Genomic DNA, 14,600 nt, shown 5'->3' with positions numbered 1-14,600 from the left:
GTCCTATTGGCGGGGAGAAGCCGGCCTTTGCTGTGGATCGCGCATGACCGCGATGATCTCGGCGACTTGCTGCCGCGCCGGCTCCAGGCCGCGCGAGGTGTCGACCACGAAGTGGGCGCGGGCGCGCTTTTCGGCGTCGGCCATCTGCTGGGCGAGGATGGCGTCGAGGCGTTCCGGGGTCATGCCGTCCCGGGCCAGCACCCGCTCGCGCTGCATCTCCGCGGGCGCGCTGGCCACCACCACGGCGTCGACATTGGCGTGGCCGCCGGTCTCGAACAGCAGCGGGATGTCCAGCACCACCATGTCGGCGCCGTCGGCCTGCGCCTTCGCGAAGAAGCCGACCCGGTCGCGGCCGACCAGCGGGTGGACGATGGCGTTCAGGCGCTTCAGTTCCTCGGGCTTGCCGAGCACCGCATTCCGCAGCGCCTCGCGGTCCACCCGGCCGGCCTTGACCACGCCCGGAAAGGCCGCGCCGACCGGTTCCACCGCCGCGCCGCCTTGGTCATAGAGATCGTGCACCGCGGCGTCGGCGTCATAGACCGGCACGCCCGCCTCGCGGAACATGGCCGCCGTCGTCGACTTCCCCATGCCGATGGAGCCGGTGAGGCCGATCAGGATCACTGGCCGAGCGCCTTCAGCGCGATGGCGCGGACGTCGAGGTCGGCCGGCGGCGGCGCGCCATAGAAGGCCTCGAACGAAGGCCGCGCCTGGCCGATCAGCATGGCCAGGCCATCGACGGTCGGGCGGCCGAGCGCCTGGGCCTGGGCCAGGAACGGGGTGATCAGCGGCTTGTAGACCATGTCCATGACGACACAGCCGTCAGGCGTCGCAGCCAGTGGCAGGTCGAGCGTCTCGCCATTCGCCACGCCCGCCGAGGTGGTGTTGATGACCGCTGTCGCGCCGAAGAAGACCGCTTCCGCGTCCCGCAACTCGTAGGCTTCACCCCCAAGTTCAGCCGCGAGCGCCTCGGCGCGAGCCGGCGTGCGGTTCATGATGCGGATTTCCGGGCAGCCGGCGTCGAGCATGGCGCCGAGTGCGCCGCGAGCCGCGCCGCCTGCGCCGACAATCACCACCGGTCCGGCCTTTGGATCGAACGCCGGCGCCTGCTCGGCGAAAGCCGCCAGGAGGCCCAGACCGTCTGTGTTGTCGGCCCGGATCACGCCGTAGTCATCGAAGGTCAGAAGGTTCGCGGCCTTCGCGCGCCGCGCCCTGGGGTCGGCGTCGTGGGCTGCGGCGAGCGCGGCTTCCTTATAGGGCAGGGTGACGTTCAGCCCAGCCAGAGAGGTGGCGCGCAGGCCGTTGATGAAGTTGGCGAAGCCCAACGCATCAACCTCCAGCGCCACATAGACCCCGTCGATGCCGGCCGCTTCCAGCCAGGCGTTGTGCAGGATCGGGCTGAGCGAGTGGGCGATCGGGCTGCCCACGACACCAGCCACGGCGGTTTTTCCGGTGATGGGGCGGCTCATGGGGTCAGGATCCCGCGCCGGCGCAGCAGATCGAGCAGGCCCATCAGCGGCAGGCCCAGGATGGTGAAATAGTCGCCCTCGATCTTGGAAAACAGCTGCACGCCCAGGCCTTCCAGGCGGTAGCACCCCACCGAGCCCAGCGCCGCCTCGCCCTCGGCGGCGAGGTAGTCCTCGAGAAAGCCGTCGGAGAAATCCCGCATTCTGAGCGTCGCGCTCTGAGTCTCGCGCCAGGTCACCGCGCCGCCCTGGGCGACCACCACCGCCGAATGCAGCATGTGCGGCTTGCCGCGCAGCAGTTTCAGCCGCTCCCGGGCGGCCTCGACGGTTTCAACCTTGTCGTAGAGCCCGCCCTGGAACTCCAGCGTCTGGTCGGCGCCGATCACCAGCTGCGGCCGCCCAACCGACACCGCCAGCGCCTTGTCCTCCGCCAGCGCCTCGGCGATCTGGCGCGGATTGGCCTTTTTCGCGAACAGCGCCGCCTTGGCGACGTCCTCGTCGACGCCGGAGCCCACGGCTTCATAGGCCACGCCCGCGCCGTCGAGCACCGCGCGCCGGGTCGCGCTCTTCGAGGCCAGGATCAGGCCAAGGCTCCCCTGTGTGGGACTCACCCCAGCACCTCGACCTGGCCATGCCCGCCATGCAGCAAATTCAGCACCGCCGCAGCGGTCTCCTCGACGGAACGGCGGGTCACGTCGATCACCGGCCAGCCCTGGCGCTCGTAAAGGCGCCGGGCCTGGACGATCTCATCGCGCACCGCGTCGACGTCGATGTAGGTCGACTCGCGGTTTTCCTTGAGGCTGAGCAGGCGGTTGCGGCGGATCTGGATCAGCCGGTCCGGCGAGATCGACAGGCCCACCACCAGGGTGCTGTTGAGGTTGAACAGCTTTTCCGGCGGCGGGCGGCCCGGCACCAGCGGCACATTGCCGGCCCGCACGCCGCGGTGCGCCAGGTAGATGCAGGTGGGCGTCTTCGAGGTCCGCGAGACGCCCACCAGGATCACGTCGGCCTGTTCCAGGTCCTGGCCGCCCTGGCCGTCGTCGTGGCCGATGGCGTAGTTGAGCGCGTCCATGCGGTTGAAATAGTCGTTGTCGAGCCGCAGGTGCGCGCCGACCCGGGTGGTCGTCGAATAGCCGAGATAGCGCGACATGGCCGAGACCAGGGGGTCGAGCGCCGGGATGCAGGGCATGTCGAGCTTGCGGCAGCCTTCCTCCAGCGCCTCGCGCAGGCCGTCGTCGACGATAGTGTGGATGACGACGCCCGGCGCCTCTTCGATGTCGCCCAGCGCGCGGTCGAGCTGGCGCTGCGAGCGGACCAGCGCATAGATGTGCTCGATCGGCAGGACATTGTCGAAGCGGGCGCAGACCGCGCGCGCCATGGCGTTCAGGGTCTCGCCGGTGGAGTCCGACACCAGGTGGACGTGGAAGTAGGTGGCGAGCCTTGGGGCGGTCGTGGTCACGGGCGGCCTTGCTGAAACGCTTGGGCTCGAAAGAAAGCCTGGGGACGATTCCTGTGGAGCAGTCTTAGCGAACACCGGCCGGAATGGGGATAGATCGCGTGCGCGGGCGGCGCGCGCACTATCCCCATGTATGGGCGGGACGAAAAGGGCCGTTAACGGAGCATTAACCCACCGGCGCGCGGACCGGTGGAAAGCGTCATCCCCGGTTGTCGACAGGATCGCGCGCGGCGTCCGCGGCGCCCCGCGTCGTCCCCGAAGGTCTTAACGAAAGCTTAATTCCCTCAAGGGGGTTTGGGCGGACATCCCCGCTATCCACACCCTTGGTATAACCCGGTAGGGCCGCGGCGGACGGCCTGGGGAGAAGGCCGGAAACGCCACGGCGCCCCGCCGGTCATCCACCGTCTCGACAGGCTCTACCGCCACCTTCGCCACCTATTTTCTAGATTCTTAGAATGAAGAAGAAGGGCAGACCGGGTGAAGGGTTGGGCCGCGCACTTGAGACTTGGGCCGAGAGGCGATTTAAGGCCTGCATGAGCGAGACCCCGCGCCTCTTGAGAGCCCTGGCCGGCGAAACCCTGGACCGTCCGCCGGTCTGGTTCATGCGCCAGGCCGGCCGTTCGCTGCCGGAATACCTGGAGCTGCGGACCCGGGCGAAGGACTTCATCTCCTTCTGCCACAATCCGGAGATGGCGGCGGAGGCGACGCTGCAGCCGATGCGGCGGTTTCCGATGGATGCGGCCATCGTCTTCGCCGACATCCTGCTGATCCCGGGCGCGCTGGGCCAAAAGGTCTGGTTCGAGGCCGGCGAGGGCCCCAGGCTCGGCGAGTTGCCCGACATCGCGCGGATGGCCGACGAGGTCGAGGCCTCCACCGGACGGCTCGCGGCGATCGGCGAAACCCTGGCCCGGGTCCGCGCCGAGCTGGAGCCGGAGCGGGCGCTGATCGGCTTCGCGGGCGGGCCTTGGACGGTGGCCACCTATATGATCGAGGGCCGCGGCTCGCAGCGCGAGGAAGCCCGCACCTTCGCCTACGAGCATCCGGAAAAGCTCGACGCCCTGCTGCAGGTGCTGGTGGATTCCACGGCCCGCTATCTGATCATGCAGGCAAGGTCGGGCGCCCAGGCGCTGAAGATCTTCGAAAGCTGGGCCGAAAGCCTGGCCGAGGACGTGTTCGAACGCCTCGTCATCGCGCCGCACCGGGCCATCGTCGAACAGGTGCGGGCGGCCGGCGTCACCGCGCCCTTCATCGGCTTCCCGCGCGGCGCCGGCGCACTGGTGGAAAACTACGCTCGCGCCGTGCCGGTGGAAGGCGTCGCGCTCGACACCCAGGCCAGCGCCGCGCTCGGCCAGCGCCTGCAGGCCGGCGGCAAGACCATCCAGGGCGCGCTCGACAACCTCTTGCTGCGCGCCGGCGGCCCGGCGCTCGACGCCCGGGTCGAGACCCTGCTCGAGCAGTGGGGCGACCGGCCTTACATCTTCAATCTCGGCCATGGGGTGATCCCCGACACGCCGATCGAGAACATCGCCCGCGTGGTGGCGCGTGTGACCGGCAAGCCGGTGAAGGCGATGGCCGCGGAGTGACCAAGCTTGCGGTGGTCCTGTTCAATCTCGGCGGGCCGGACAGTCTGAAGGCCGTAAAGCCGTTTCTTTTCAATCTGTTCCGTGATCCGGCCATCATCACCCTCCCAGCGGTGGCGCGCCTGCCGCTGGCGGCGATGATCTCGACGACGCGGGCGCGGATGGCGCAGGCCAACTACGCCATGATGGGCGGCGCCTCGCCGCTGCTGCCGGAGACGCAGGCTCAGGCGCGAGCGTTGGAAGCCGAGCTCAAGGCCATGGACCTCGACGTCGAGGCCCGCTGCTTCATCGCCATGCGCTACTGGAAACCGTTTGCGAAGGAGGCGGCGGTGCAAGTCGCGGCGTTCGGCCCCGACGAGATTGTGCTGCTGCCGCTCTATCCGCAGTATTCGACGACGACGACGGCCTCGTCGCTGAAAGACTGGCTCGCAGTCTATAAGGGGCCGGGCCGCACGCGCACGGTCTGCTGCTATCCGACGGCGATGGGCCTCATCGACGCGCACGTGGCGGCGATCCGCCGGGTTTGGGAGGACGCCGGCAGACCTGAGGGCCTACGCCTGTTGTTCTCCGCCCACGGCCTGCCGCAGCAGATCGTCGACGATGGCGACCCCTACGAAGCGCAAGTCGAGGCCACAGCGGCGGCGATCGCGCAGCGCCTGCCCGAGTTCGCCGACTGGCGGGTCTGCTACCAGAGCCGGGTCGGGCGGCTGAAGTGGCTGGGACCCTCGACCGACGACGAGATCCGCCGGGCGGGGTCCGAGAGCAGGGGCGTGCTGATCGCGCCCATCGCATTCGTCTCCGAGCACGTGGAGACGCTCGTCGAGCTCGACCACGACTACGCCAAGGTCGCCAGGGCGGCGGGTTGCGCGCCCTACCTGCGCGCGCCGACGCCCGGCGTGCAGGAGGCCTTCATCGCCGAGTTGGCCCGCGCGGCGCTCGACGCGGCCGGCCGGGACGCGGGGCCCGCGCCGCACGGGCCTTGGCGCTGTCCCGCGGGCCATGCGAAATGCGCGCTCCGGAGCGGGAGCGGGGCATGACCGGCGCCTACAATCTGCTGATTGGCCTGCACATCGTCGCGGTCATCGCCTGGATGGCCGGGCTGATGATGCTGCCGAGGCTCTTCGCCTACCATACCGAGACCGCGCCGCCCGGCAGCGAGTTCGACGCCCATTTCACCCGCTGGGAAGGTAAGGTGATCAAGATCATCCTGCTGCCGGCCATGGGGCTTGTCTGGGGCCTGGGTCTTTCGCTGATCTATGTGGATAGCCAGATAAGGGGCGTCGGCTTCCTCGCCGAGCCCTGGATGCTGACCAAGATCGCCGGCATCGTCTTCGTGACCGGCTGGCACGGCTTCATCAGCGACGCCCACAGGGGCTTCGTCGCCGGCCGCCGCGACCGGACCGCGAAGTTCTGGCGGATGACCAACGAGCTGCCGTTCCTGGTCGCCATCGTCATGGTGCTCGCCGTCACCACCAAGTTCGGCAACCACTAGGCCGCACCCGGCCATCGGGCTGGAATCCTTGACCCGAAGCGGTCTTCGTGGTTCGGATCACCTCGCGTGTTCCCGACAAGGACACGTCCCGCCTTATCTCCGGCCCTCGCGTGCGTCTCGCCGCAAGCGGTCCGGCTCCCAAAGAAGACGAACCACAACGGCGTCCGCGCCCACATCTTAAGACCAGCCCGCGCCCGGACTCCGTCCGGCTCCGTGGGCGAACACGAGTGAATGCCCATGCAAGACGAAAACGAAACCCCCACCGAAGACAACATCGGCGAAGACGCCGCGCCTGAAACCGCCGCGCCGGACCTGGAGGCCGCTGAGGCCGAGGCTGCCGAAGCCATCGCCGAGGACGAGGCCGCCCACGAGCCGGAAGAGCCCTCCGAGGTCGCCAACACCATCGCCAAGATGGGGCTGACCCGGATGAGCCTGCAGGAGCTGAAGGACAAGGCCCCGGCCGACCTCCTGGCCTTCGCCGAGCTCTTCGAGATCGAAAACGTGAACTCCATGCGCAAGCAGGACATCATGTTCGCGATCCTCAAGGTGCTGGCCGAGGAAGGCGTCGAGATCTCAGGCTCCGGCACGCTAGAAGTGGTGCAGGACGGCTTTGGCTTCCTGCGCTCGCCGGAAGCCAACTACCTGCCGGGCCCCGACGACATCTACGTCAGCCCCTCGCAGATCCGGAAGTTCGGCCTGCGCACCGGCGACTCGGTCGACGGCGCCATCCGCGCGCCCCGCGAGGGCGAGCGCTACTTCGCGCTCGTGAAGGTCGACCTGACCAACTTCGAGAACCCGGAGAACGTCCGGCACAAGGTGCTGTTCGACAACCTGACGCCGCTCTACCCGGACCAGCGCCTGAAGATGGAGATCGACGATCCCACCCTGAAGGACCGCTCCGGCCGGGTGATCGACATCGTCGCGCCGCTCGGCAAGGGCCAGCGTTGTTTGATCACCGCGCCGCCCCGCGTGGGCAAGACGGTGATGCTGCAGAACATCGCCAAGTCGATCGAGACCAACCACCCCGAGTGCTACCTGATCGTGCTGCTGATCGACGAGCGCCCCGAGGAAGTCACCGACATGCAGCGCACGGTGAAGGGCGAGGTCATCTCCTCGACCTTCGACGAGCCGGCCACGCGGCACGTGCAAGTGGCTGAAATGGTTATCGAAAAGGCCAAACGCCTGGTCGAGCACAAGCGGGACGTGGTGATCCTGCTGGACTCCGTGACCCGCCTGGGCCGCGCCTACAACACCGTGGTGCCGTCGTCCGGCAAGGTGCTGACCGGCGGCGTCGACGCCAACGCCCTGCAGCGCCCCAAGCGCTTCTTCGGCGCGGCGCGGAACATCGAGGAGGGCGGCTCGCTGACCATCATCGCCACGGCGCTGATCGACACCGGCAGCCGGATGGACGAGGTGATCTTCGAAGAGTTCAAGGGCACCGGTAACTCGGAAATCGTGCTCGACCGCAAGGTCGCCGACAAGCGCGTCTATCCGGCCATCGACGTGATCAAGTCCGGCACCCGCAAGGAAGAGCTGATCACGCCCAAGGAACACCTGACCAAGACCTACATCCTGCGCCGGATCCTGGGCCCGATGGGCGCCCAGGACGCCATCGAGTTCCTGCTCGACAAGCTGCGGTCTTCGAAGACCAACGATGAGTTCTTCCAGTCGATGAACACCTAGAGCGGGCGGCGCTACCGGCGCTACCAGTTCTACTTGTGTTTCACGTGAAACAAGCGCCGTCGCTTCAGCCGAAGCGGCGGTGCTTTTCGTTCAGGGAATGAGCAGACTGGAGCCCGTCGTGGCCCGGCTCTCCAGCGCCTCGTGCGCCTTGGCCGCGTCGGCGAGGGGGAAGGTCTGGCCGATTTCGATCGTGACCTTGCCCGAGCCGATCATCTCGAACAGCGCCGCGGCGCTGGCGTCCAGCTCCTCGGTGGTCAGCTGATAGTCGGCCATGGTCGGGCGGGTGAAGAACAAGGAGCCGTTGATCATCAGCTGGCGGCCCTCCACCGGCGGCGGCGGGCCCGAGGCGTTGCCGAAGCTCACGAAGACGCCGCGTTTGCCAAGGCTCTTCAGCGTACCCTCGAAGGTGTCCTTGCCCACCGAGTCGTAGGCCACCGGCACGCCCTTGCCTTCGGTGATCCGGCGGACCTCCGCGGCCACGTCCTGGTCGCGGTAGAGGATGACGTGGTCGGCGCCCAGCTCACGCACGCGCGCCGCCTTCTCCTCCGAACCGACGGTGGTGATCACCGTCGCGCCCAAGGCCTTCAGCCACTGGACCGCGATCTGCCCGACCCCGCCGGCGCCGGCATGCCAGAGCACCGTTTCGCCGGGCTCGACCTTGTGCAGCCGCCGCACCAGGAATTCGACCGTCATCCCCTTGAGCAGGGCGGCCGCGGCGGTCCTGAGGTCGACGCCATCGGGAACCGCCACCGCGCGCTCGGCGGCGACGACCGACTTCTCAGCGTAGGAGAAGGTGGTCCCGGCGGCCGCCACCCGGTCGCCGACCTTGAAGCGGGTGACGCCGTCGCCGAGGGCCTCGACCACCCCGGCCGCCTCGCCGCCCAGGCCGGAGGGCAGCTTCATCGGATAGAGGCCGGAGCGCAGGTAGGTCTCGATGAAGTTGATGCCGATCGCCTCGTGGCGGATCAGCAGCTGGCCAGCACGGGGCTGCGGGGCGTCGATCTCGACGAGCTTCAGGACCTCAGGCCCGCCGGTCTGTTCGAAGCGGATCGCGCGCATCAGCCCTCTTCCCCAGCTTTCAGGGTCCGTTGGAAGAAAGTGAGGGTGCGGCCGTTGGCGAGCTTGGCGGCCGCGGCGTCATAGTGCTCGCCGCCTTCGCGGGCGAAGGCGTGGTCGCAGCCCGGGTAGGTGTGGATCTCGATCTGCGGATGGTCCTTGAGTGCGGCGAGGATCACCGCCTGCGCCGGCTTGGGCACGAACTGGTCCTCCTCGGCGATGTGCATCAGCAGCGGGTGGGTCAGCTTCTCCGCCTCTGCCACCCGGTTTTCCAGGCCCACGCCATAGTAGGAAACGCTCGCGTCGGCGTCGGTGCGGGTGGCGGTCAGGAAGGCGAGCTGCCCGCCCAGGCAGTAGCCCACCGCGCCGACCTTGCCGTTGCAGCCGGCATCCTTGCGGATGTGGGCGATGGTGGCGGCGATGTCGCCGACGCCGGCCTCCACGTCGAAGGCGTTGAACAGTTCGAAGGCCCGTTTCCACTCGGCTTCCGACTTGTCGGTGATGTCGATGTCGGGCTCGATCCGCCAGAAGAGGTCGGGGCAGATCGCCAGATAGCCCTGGGCGGCCAGGCCGTCGGTGATGTCGCGCATCACCTGGTTCACGCCGAAGATTTCCTGGATCACAACGACCGCCGGCGCGTCAGGCTTGGCGGGTCTGGTGACATAGGCGCTGAAGGTCCCGTCCGTTGTCGCAATCGTCGTCCGCTCGCCCATGGTCGTCTCCGGTTTCCGTAAGCTTCGATGTCTGCGCTACTAGCGCGCGGGGCCGTCACGCGGCCATATGCAATCCGAAGCGGGAGCTTGCGGCATGAAGATGACGATCGAGGTGGACTGCACGCCCGAGGAGGCCCGCCGGTTCATGGGCCTGCCGGATGTCAGCGCGCTGAACGAGCACCTGGTCAATGAGATGAAGGGCCGGATCGAGGCCAACATGTCGATGATCTCGCCCGACGAGCTGGTGAAGAACTGGATGAGCTTCGGGGCCGGCGCCCAGGAGCAGTTCCGCAAGCTGATGGAAGTCGGGATGAGCGCCGCGACCCGCAAATGACCGACAGCATCTTCGCGCCCGCGACGGCGGCGGGCCGCGCGGCGGTGGCGGTGGTGCGGCTTTCGGGACCTGAGACACGGGCGGCGATCCGCGCGCTGGCCGGGCGGCTGCCGGCAGCGCGGCGGGCCAGCCTTCGCTGGCTGAAGGATGCGCAGGGCAGGGCGATCGACGAGGCCCTGGTGCTCTGGATGCCCGCGCCCGCGAGCTACACCGGCGAAGACAGCGCCGAATTCCACGTCCACGGCGGCCCAGCCGTGGTCGCCGCCCTGGTCGAGGCGCTCGCGGGCCTCGGCCTGCGGCTGGCCGAGCCCGGGGAATTCACGAGGCGCGCCTTCGAGCACGGCAAGCTGGACCTCGCCCAGGCCGAGGGGGTCGCCGACCTGGTGGATGCCGAGACGGAGGGCCAGAGGCGCCAGGCGCTCGCCCAGCTGGGCGGGCGGCTCTCCGGCGTCCAGGCCCGCTGGCGCGACGGGCTCGTGCGCGCCTCGGCGATGCTGGAGGCGGCGGTCGATTTCCCCGACGAGGAGCTGCCGGCCGACGTGGCGGGGCGGGCGCGGCCGATCCTGGAGATCCTGGCCGACGAACTGGAGGCCGCCGCCGCCGACGTGGCGCGGGGCGAGCAGGTGCGGGAAGGCTTCCGCATCGCGCTGCTGGGCGCGCCCAACGCCGGGAAGAGCACGCTGTTGAACGCGCTTGCCAAACGCGAGGCGGCCATCGTCTCGGCGACGCCGGGAACGACGCGGGACATCATCGAGGTCCCCATGGTGCTGGGCGGCTACAAGGCAGTCATCGCCGACACCGCGGGCCTGCGCAAAACAGACGACGAGATCGAGGCGGAGGGCGTGCGCCGCGCCGAGGCCTGGGCGGAGAGCGCCGGCCTGCGCGTCTGGCTGGTCGACGGCTACGGCGACCCCGACCCCGAGGTCCCGGCCTCGCTGCGCAAGGGCGACATCGTGCTCCTCACCAAGCGCGACCTGGGCGAGGGCCTCGACGGCCTGCCGGGCGAGCCCTTCACCGCCAGGAGCCCCAACGACGTCGCCTGGCTGGAGCGGTCCCTGACTGAAACGGTCGTCGAGTCACTCGGCGGCTCCGAATTCCCCGCGGCCACCCGCCTGCGCCATCGCGAACTGCTCACCGAGGCGGCCACTCGCCTGCGCCACGCGCTCGCCGAGGACAACGCCCTCGAACTGGCGGCGGAGGATGTCCGCCTGGCCGCCCGGGCGCTCGACCGCATCACCGGCCGGATCGACCCGGAGGAGGTGCTGGGGCGGATCTTCGCGACCTTCTGCATCGGGAAGTGAGCGCGCCTCGTTGTTTCACGTGAAACACCCAGTTCCTCACCCGCTTCAGCGGGGGAGGGGGACCACGAAGTGGCGGAGGGGGCGCTGGTCCAGGCTCTGAGCACGACCCCAGCGCCCCCTCCGTCAGGTTCGCTGCCACCTCCCCCGCACGCTGCCGCTACGGGGGAGGAACTGGAGGCCGTGACCCCAGCGCTTCGATCCCTTATATGCAGCCGCCTATGACCTGGGACGTGATCATCATCGGGGGCGGGCACGCCGGCTGCGAGGCCGCGGCGGCCGCGGCGCGGTTCGGCGCGCACACCCTGCTGCTCACCCACAAGCTCGAGACGATCGGCGAGATGAGCTGCAACCCGGCGATCGGGGGCCTGGGCAAGGGGCATCTGGTCCGCGAGATCGACGCGCTCGACGGGCTGATGGGCCGGCTGGGCGACCAGGCCGGGATCCAGTTCCGCCTGCTCAACCGCTCCAAGGGCGCCGCCGTGCGCGGGCCGCGCTCACAGATCGACCGCAAGCTCTATCGCGAGGCCATGCAGGCGGAGCTCGCCGCCACGCCGAACCTGGAGATCGTCGCGGAAGCCGTCGAAGACCTGATTCTCGACGATGGCGTCGTCGTGGGCGTGCTGGGCCAGAGCGGGACGGCCTATCGGGCCGCCCGGGTGGTGCTGACCACCGGCACCTTCTTCAAAGGGGTGATCCACCGGGGCGACGAACGGATTCCCGCCGGCCGAGTGGGCGATGCGCCCGCCATCGGGCTTTCCGACCGGCTCTATGCGTCTGGCCTGAAGATGGGCCGGCTGAAGACCGGCACGCCGGCGCGGCTGGACGGCCGCACCATCGCCTGGGACCGGCTGGAGATGCAGGCGGCGGACGCCGAACCCGTGCCGTTCTCCTTCCTGACCGAGCGCATCGACGTCCCGCAGATCGAGTGCGGCATCACCTACACCACCGCCGAGACCCACAAGATCATCGCCGAGCGCCTGGGCGAGAGCGCGGTCTATGGCGGCAAGACCACCGGCATCGGCCCACGCTACTGCCCCTCTATCGAGGACAAGGTGGTTCGCTTCGCCGACAAGACCAGCCACCAGGTGTTCCTGGAGCCCGAGGGCCTGGACGATCCGACCGTCTATCCGAACGGCGTCTCCACCTCGGTGGCCGAGGACACCCAGGACCTTTTCCTGCGCACCATGCCGGGGCTCGAAGCCGTGCAGGTGTTCCGCTACGGCTACGCCATCGAATACGACTATGTGGACCCCCGCGAGCTCTATCCGACCTTAGAGGCCAAGCGGCTGCCGGGTCTGTACCTGGCCGGCCAGATCAACGGCACCACCGGATATGAGGAGGCGGGCGCCCAGGGGTTGGTGGCGGGCCTGAACGCGGCCCGCGCGGCCTCCGGCGCCGATCCGGCCGCCTTCGCCCGCGACGAGGCCTATATCGGCGTGCTGATCGACGATCTGGTCACCCGCGGCGTCACCGAGCCCTATCGGATGTTCACCAGCCGCGCCGAGTTCCGCCTGATCCTGCGCGCCGACAACGCCGACCAGCGGCTGACCGCCAAGGGCGAGGCCCTGGGCGTGGTGGGGTCGATCCGCGCCAAGGCGTTCGGCGCGAAGGCCGCGGCCCTGGCCGAGGCTCGCGCGATGGCGATCAGCCTGACCCTGACGCCCTCGGCGGCCGAAAAGGCCGGCCTGCCGGTCAAGGCCGACGGCCAGCGGCGGAACCTGATCGAACTGCTGGCCTATCCGACGATCGGCTTCGACGATCTGGCCCGCATCTGGCCGCAGATCAGCGCCTGGGCGCCTGCGGTGCGCGAGCAGATCGAGATCGACGCCTCCTATGCCGGCTATCTCGACCGCCAGGCCGCCGACGTCGCCGCCTTCCGCCGCGACGAGGACCTGACCCTGCCGGCCGGCCTCGACTACGCGACGGTCGGCGGCCTTTCCAACGAGGCCCGCGAAAAACTCAATGCCGTCAAGCCCTTGACCTTGGGCCAAGCGGCCCGGATCGAGGGCGTGACCCCCGGCGCGCTCACCGCCCTGCTGGCCCATGTCCGCCGCCGCGCCGCCGCCTGATCTGGCGGAGAATGGGGCGCCCGCCGTCCCGCTGATGGATGCGGCCGGCTTTCAGGCCGTCAGCGGGGCTACGCCCGCCCAGATGGCCGACCTGGAGCGCTTCCGGCTGATGCTCGCCGAACGCAACGAGGTGATGAACCTGGTCGGGCCGGCGAGCCTGCCCGACTTCTGGTCGCGCCACGCCTGGGATAGCGCCCAGCTGCTCAAACTGGCCCCGCAGGCGCGCGCCTGGGCGGACCTGGGAGCCGGCGCCGGTCTGCCCGGCCTGGTGCTGGCCATACTCGGAAAAGGCGTCATCGGCTTCCACGTCGACCTCGTGGAGAGCATGACCAAGCGGTGCAAGTTCCTCTCCGAAGTGGTTGCGGAACTGCAGCTTCCGGCCACAGTCCACAACGCGCGTGCGGAAAACCTCGATCTAACTGTGGAGATCGTCACCGCGCGGGCTTGTGCGCCGCTTCACCGCCTGTTGGGGTATGCCCGGCCCTACCTTCAGGGCGGCGCCACCGGCCTGTTCCTCAAAGGACAGGATGTGGTAGCCGAGATGAAGGAAGCCGCTAGATATTGGGAATATGAGGCTGACGTCGTGCCATCCAAAAGCGACCCTCGGGGCCGCATCGTTCGCGTGAAAAGGCTCGGCCGTGCCCGCAAGGTCTGACCACCCGATGAGAGTGCTGGTCGTCGCCAACCAGAAGGGCGGCGTCGGCAAGACCACGACCGCGATCAACCTGGGGACCGCGCTGGCCGCCGTGGGCGAACGCGTGCTGCTGATCGACAGCGATCCGCAGGGCAACGCCTCGACGGGCCTGGGCATCGGCCGCGCGCTGCGCAAGCACACCCTCTACGACGTGCTGATGGGCGAAAAGACCCTGGCCGAGGGCGTGGTGAAGTCGACGGTGCCGGGCCTTGACGTCGTGCCGTCGGATCCAGACCTCTCCGGCGTCGAGATGGAATTGGCCCAGGAAGCGCGGCGTTCCTACAAGCTGCGCGATGCGCTCGACGCCGTGCGCGAGGCCCAGACCTACAGCTACGTCCTGATCGACTGCCCGCCGTCGCTGAACCTCTTGACCGTCAACGCCATGGCGGCGGCCGACGCGGTGCTGGTGCCCCTGCAGTGCGAGTTCTTCGCGCTGGAGGGCCTGACCCAGCTGATGCGCACCATCGACCTGGTCCACACCAGCCTCAATCCGAAGCTGGAGATCCAGGGGATCGTGCTGACCATGTTCGACCGCCGCAACGGTCTCTCGGCCCAGGTGGCCAACGACGTGCGCAACCACTTCGGCGAGACGGTCTATCAGACGGTGATCCCGAGGAACGTGCGGGTCTCCGAGGCGCCGTCGTTCGGCAAGCCCGCGCTGGTCTACGATCTGAAATGCGCGGGGAGCCAGGCCTACCTGCGGCTCGCCCGCGAGGTGGTGCTGCGCGAACGCGCCCGCCGCAAGCAAGCGGCGTAAGG

15 protein-coding genes are annotated in these 14,600 nt (G+C 68.9%); 9 read left to right on the top strand and 6 right to left on the bottom strand.

Going from position 1 to position 14,600, the window contains the following annotated elements; translation table 11 throughout:
• Positions 1-3: 3 nt before the first annotated feature.
• From coaE to VKQ35_RS04575, 4 genes are read right to left on the bottom strand one after another with little or no spacing between them, the layout of a single operon-like run.
• Entirely contained in the window at positions 4-621 is a 618-nt protein-coding gene (gene coaE / locus VKQ35_RS04590) for a dephospho-CoA kinase (protein ID WP_324358996.1), read from the bottom strand.
• A complete protein-coding gene (locus VKQ35_RS04585) occupies positions 618-1,466 on the bottom strand; it encodes a shikimate dehydrogenase (protein ID WP_324358994.1) in 849 nt (282 codons plus the stop codon). The genes coaE and VKQ35_RS04585 overlap by 4 nt, the downstream gene beginning before the upstream one ends.
• Positions 1,463-2,074: a Maf family protein gene (locus VKQ35_RS04580; protein ID WP_324358992.1), complete on the bottom strand. Its 612-nt coding sequence runs from the start codon at positions 2,072-2,074 to the stop codon at positions 1,463-1,465. The genes VKQ35_RS04585 and VKQ35_RS04580 overlap by 4 nt, the downstream gene beginning before the upstream one ends.
• On the bottom strand, positions 2,071-2,922 hold the full coding sequence (locus tag VKQ35_RS04575; protein WP_324358990.1) for a pyruvate, water dikinase regulatory protein: 852 nt from the start codon (positions 2,920-2,922) through the stop codon (positions 2,071-2,073). The genes VKQ35_RS04580 and VKQ35_RS04575 overlap by 4 nt, the downstream gene beginning before the upstream one ends.
• 530 nt (positions 2,923-3,452) lie before the next feature.
• Between VKQ35_RS04575 and hemE the strand changes: the two genes are divergently transcribed.
• The 4 genes from hemE (at position 3,453) to rho (ending at position 7,674) form a co-directional block, all read left to right on the top strand.
• Positions 3,453-4,502, top strand: coding sequence for a uroporphyrinogen decarboxylase (hemE, locus tag VKQ35_RS04570; protein WP_324358988.1), 1,050 nt, complete (start codon positions 3,453-3,455; stop codon positions 4,500-4,502).
• Positions 4,499-5,536, top strand: a complete 1,038-nt coding sequence (hemH, locus tag VKQ35_RS04565) for a ferrochelatase (RefSeq protein WP_324358986.1) — start codon at positions 4,499-4,501, stop codon at positions 5,534-5,536. The genes hemE and hemH overlap by 4 nt, the downstream gene beginning before the upstream one ends.
• Positions 5,533-5,991, top strand: a complete 459-nt coding sequence (locus tag VKQ35_RS04560; protein ID WP_324358984.1) for a CopD family protein — start codon at positions 5,533-5,535, stop codon at positions 5,989-5,991. Before hemH ends, VKQ35_RS04560 begins: the two co-directional genes overlap by 4 nt.
• Before the next feature lie 231 nt (positions 5,992-6,222).
• Positions 6,223-7,674 carry a transcription termination factor Rho gene (rho, locus tag VKQ35_RS04555; RefSeq protein WP_324358982.1) on the top strand — a complete coding sequence of 484 codons (1,452 nt, stop codon included), beginning with the start codon at positions 6,223-6,225 and terminating at the stop codon, positions 7,672-7,674.
• Positions 7,675-7,764: 90 nt separating this feature from the next.
• On the opposite strand, the gene VKQ35_RS04550 is transcribed toward rho, so the two are convergent.
• Both VKQ35_RS04550 and VKQ35_RS04545 read right to left on the bottom strand, forming a co-directional pair.
• Positions 7,765-8,733 carry a quinone oxidoreductase gene (locus tag VKQ35_RS04550; RefSeq protein WP_324358980.1) on the bottom strand — a complete coding sequence of 323 codons (969 nt, stop codon included), beginning with the start codon at positions 8,731-8,733 and terminating at the stop codon, positions 7,765-7,767.
• Complete coding sequence (locus VKQ35_RS04545; RefSeq protein WP_324358978.1) at positions 8,733-9,443, bottom strand: dienelactone hydrolase family protein; 711 nt, start codon at positions 9,441-9,443, stop codon at positions 8,733-8,735. Before VKQ35_RS04545 ends, VKQ35_RS04550 begins: the two co-directional genes overlap by 1 nt.
• A 94-nt stretch (positions 9,444-9,537) precedes the next feature.
• On the opposite strand from VKQ35_RS04545, the gene VKQ35_RS04540 reads away from it, so the two are divergent.
• From VKQ35_RS04540 to VKQ35_RS04520, 5 genes are all read left to right on the top strand, one after another.
• Complete coding sequence (locus VKQ35_RS04540) at positions 9,538-9,777, top strand: DUF6489 family protein (protein ID WP_324358976.1); 240 nt, start codon at positions 9,538-9,540, stop codon at positions 9,775-9,777.
• Entirely contained in the window at positions 9,774-11,078 is a 1,305-nt protein-coding gene (mnmE, locus tag VKQ35_RS04535) for a tRNA uridine-5-carboxymethylaminomethyl(34) synthesis GTPase MnmE (protein ID WP_324358974.1), read from the top strand. Before VKQ35_RS04540 ends, mnmE begins: the two co-directional genes overlap by 4 nt.
• A gap of 218 nt (positions 11,079-11,296) precedes the next feature.
• Positions 11,297-13,147, top strand: coding sequence for a tRNA uridine-5-carboxymethylaminomethyl(34) synthesis enzyme MnmG (gene mnmG, locus VKQ35_RS04530; RefSeq protein WP_324358972.1), 1,851 nt, complete (start codon positions 11,297-11,299; stop codon positions 13,145-13,147).
• Positions 13,122-13,802: a 16S rRNA (guanine(527)-N(7))-methyltransferase RsmG gene (rsmG, locus tag VKQ35_RS04525; RefSeq protein WP_324358970.1), complete on the top strand. Its 681-nt coding sequence runs from the start codon at positions 13,122-13,124 to the stop codon at positions 13,800-13,802. Before mnmG ends, rsmG begins: the two co-directional genes overlap by 26 nt.
• A gap of 7 nt (positions 13,803-13,809) precedes the next feature.
• Positions 13,810-14,598 (top strand): AAA family ATPase, encoded by a 789-nt coding sequence (locus VKQ35_RS04520; RefSeq protein WP_324358968.1) that lies wholly within the window; start codon positions 13,810-13,812, stop codon positions 14,596-14,598.
• The last annotated feature ends 2 nt before the right edge of the window (positions 14,599-14,600 follow it).

It is taken from the genome of Phenylobacterium sp., assembly GCF_035309685.1.
Taxonomy (GTDB): Bacteria; Pseudomonadota; Alphaproteobacteria; order Caulobacterales; family Caulobacteraceae; genus Phenylobacterium.
Note: the sequence above shows the minus strand (reverse complement) of the source record. Positions and strands in the feature narration are given on the sequence as shown.

Coding starts and splice junctions, on each gene's coding strand:
- VKQ35_RS04585 (WP_324358994.1), bottom strand. CDS start 1,466: ATGAGCCGCCCCATCACCGGAAAAACCGCCGTGGCTGGTGTCGTGGGC.
- hemE (WP_324358988.1), top strand. CDS start 3,453: ATGAGCGAGACCCCGCGCCTCTTGAGAGCCCTGGCCGGCGAAACCCTG.
- VKQ35_RS04560 (WP_324358984.1), top strand. CDS start 5,533: ATGACCGGCGCCTACAATCTGCTGATTGGCCTGCACATCGTCGCGGTC.
- rho (WP_324358982.1), top strand. CDS start 6,223: ATGCCCATGCAAGACGAAAACGAAACCCCCACCGAAGACAACATCGGC.
- VKQ35_RS04550 (WP_324358980.1), bottom strand. CDS start 8,733: ATGCGCGCGATCCGCTTCGAACAGACCGGCGGGCCTGAGGTCCTGAAG.
- VKQ35_RS04545 (WP_324358978.1), bottom strand. CDS start 9,443: ATGGGCGAGCGGACGACGATTGCGACAACGGACGGGACCTTCAGCGCC.
- VKQ35_RS04540 (WP_324358976.1), top strand. CDS start 9,538: ATGAAGATGACGATCGAGGTGGACTGCACGCCCGAGGAGGCCCGCCGG.
- mnmE (WP_324358974.1), top strand. CDS start 9,774: ATGACCGACAGCATCTTCGCGCCCGCGACGGCGGCGGGCCGCGCGGCG.
- mnmG (WP_324358972.1), top strand. CDS start 11,297: ATGACCTGGGACGTGATCATCATCGGGGGCGGGCACGCCGGCTGCGAG.
- rsmG (WP_324358970.1), top strand. CDS start 13,122: ATGTCCGCCGCCGCGCCGCCGCCTGATCTGGCGGAGAATGGGGCGCCC.
- VKQ35_RS04520 (WP_324358968.1), top strand. CDS start 13,810: ATGAGAGTGCTGGTCGTCGCCAACCAGAAGGGCGGCGTCGGCAAGACC.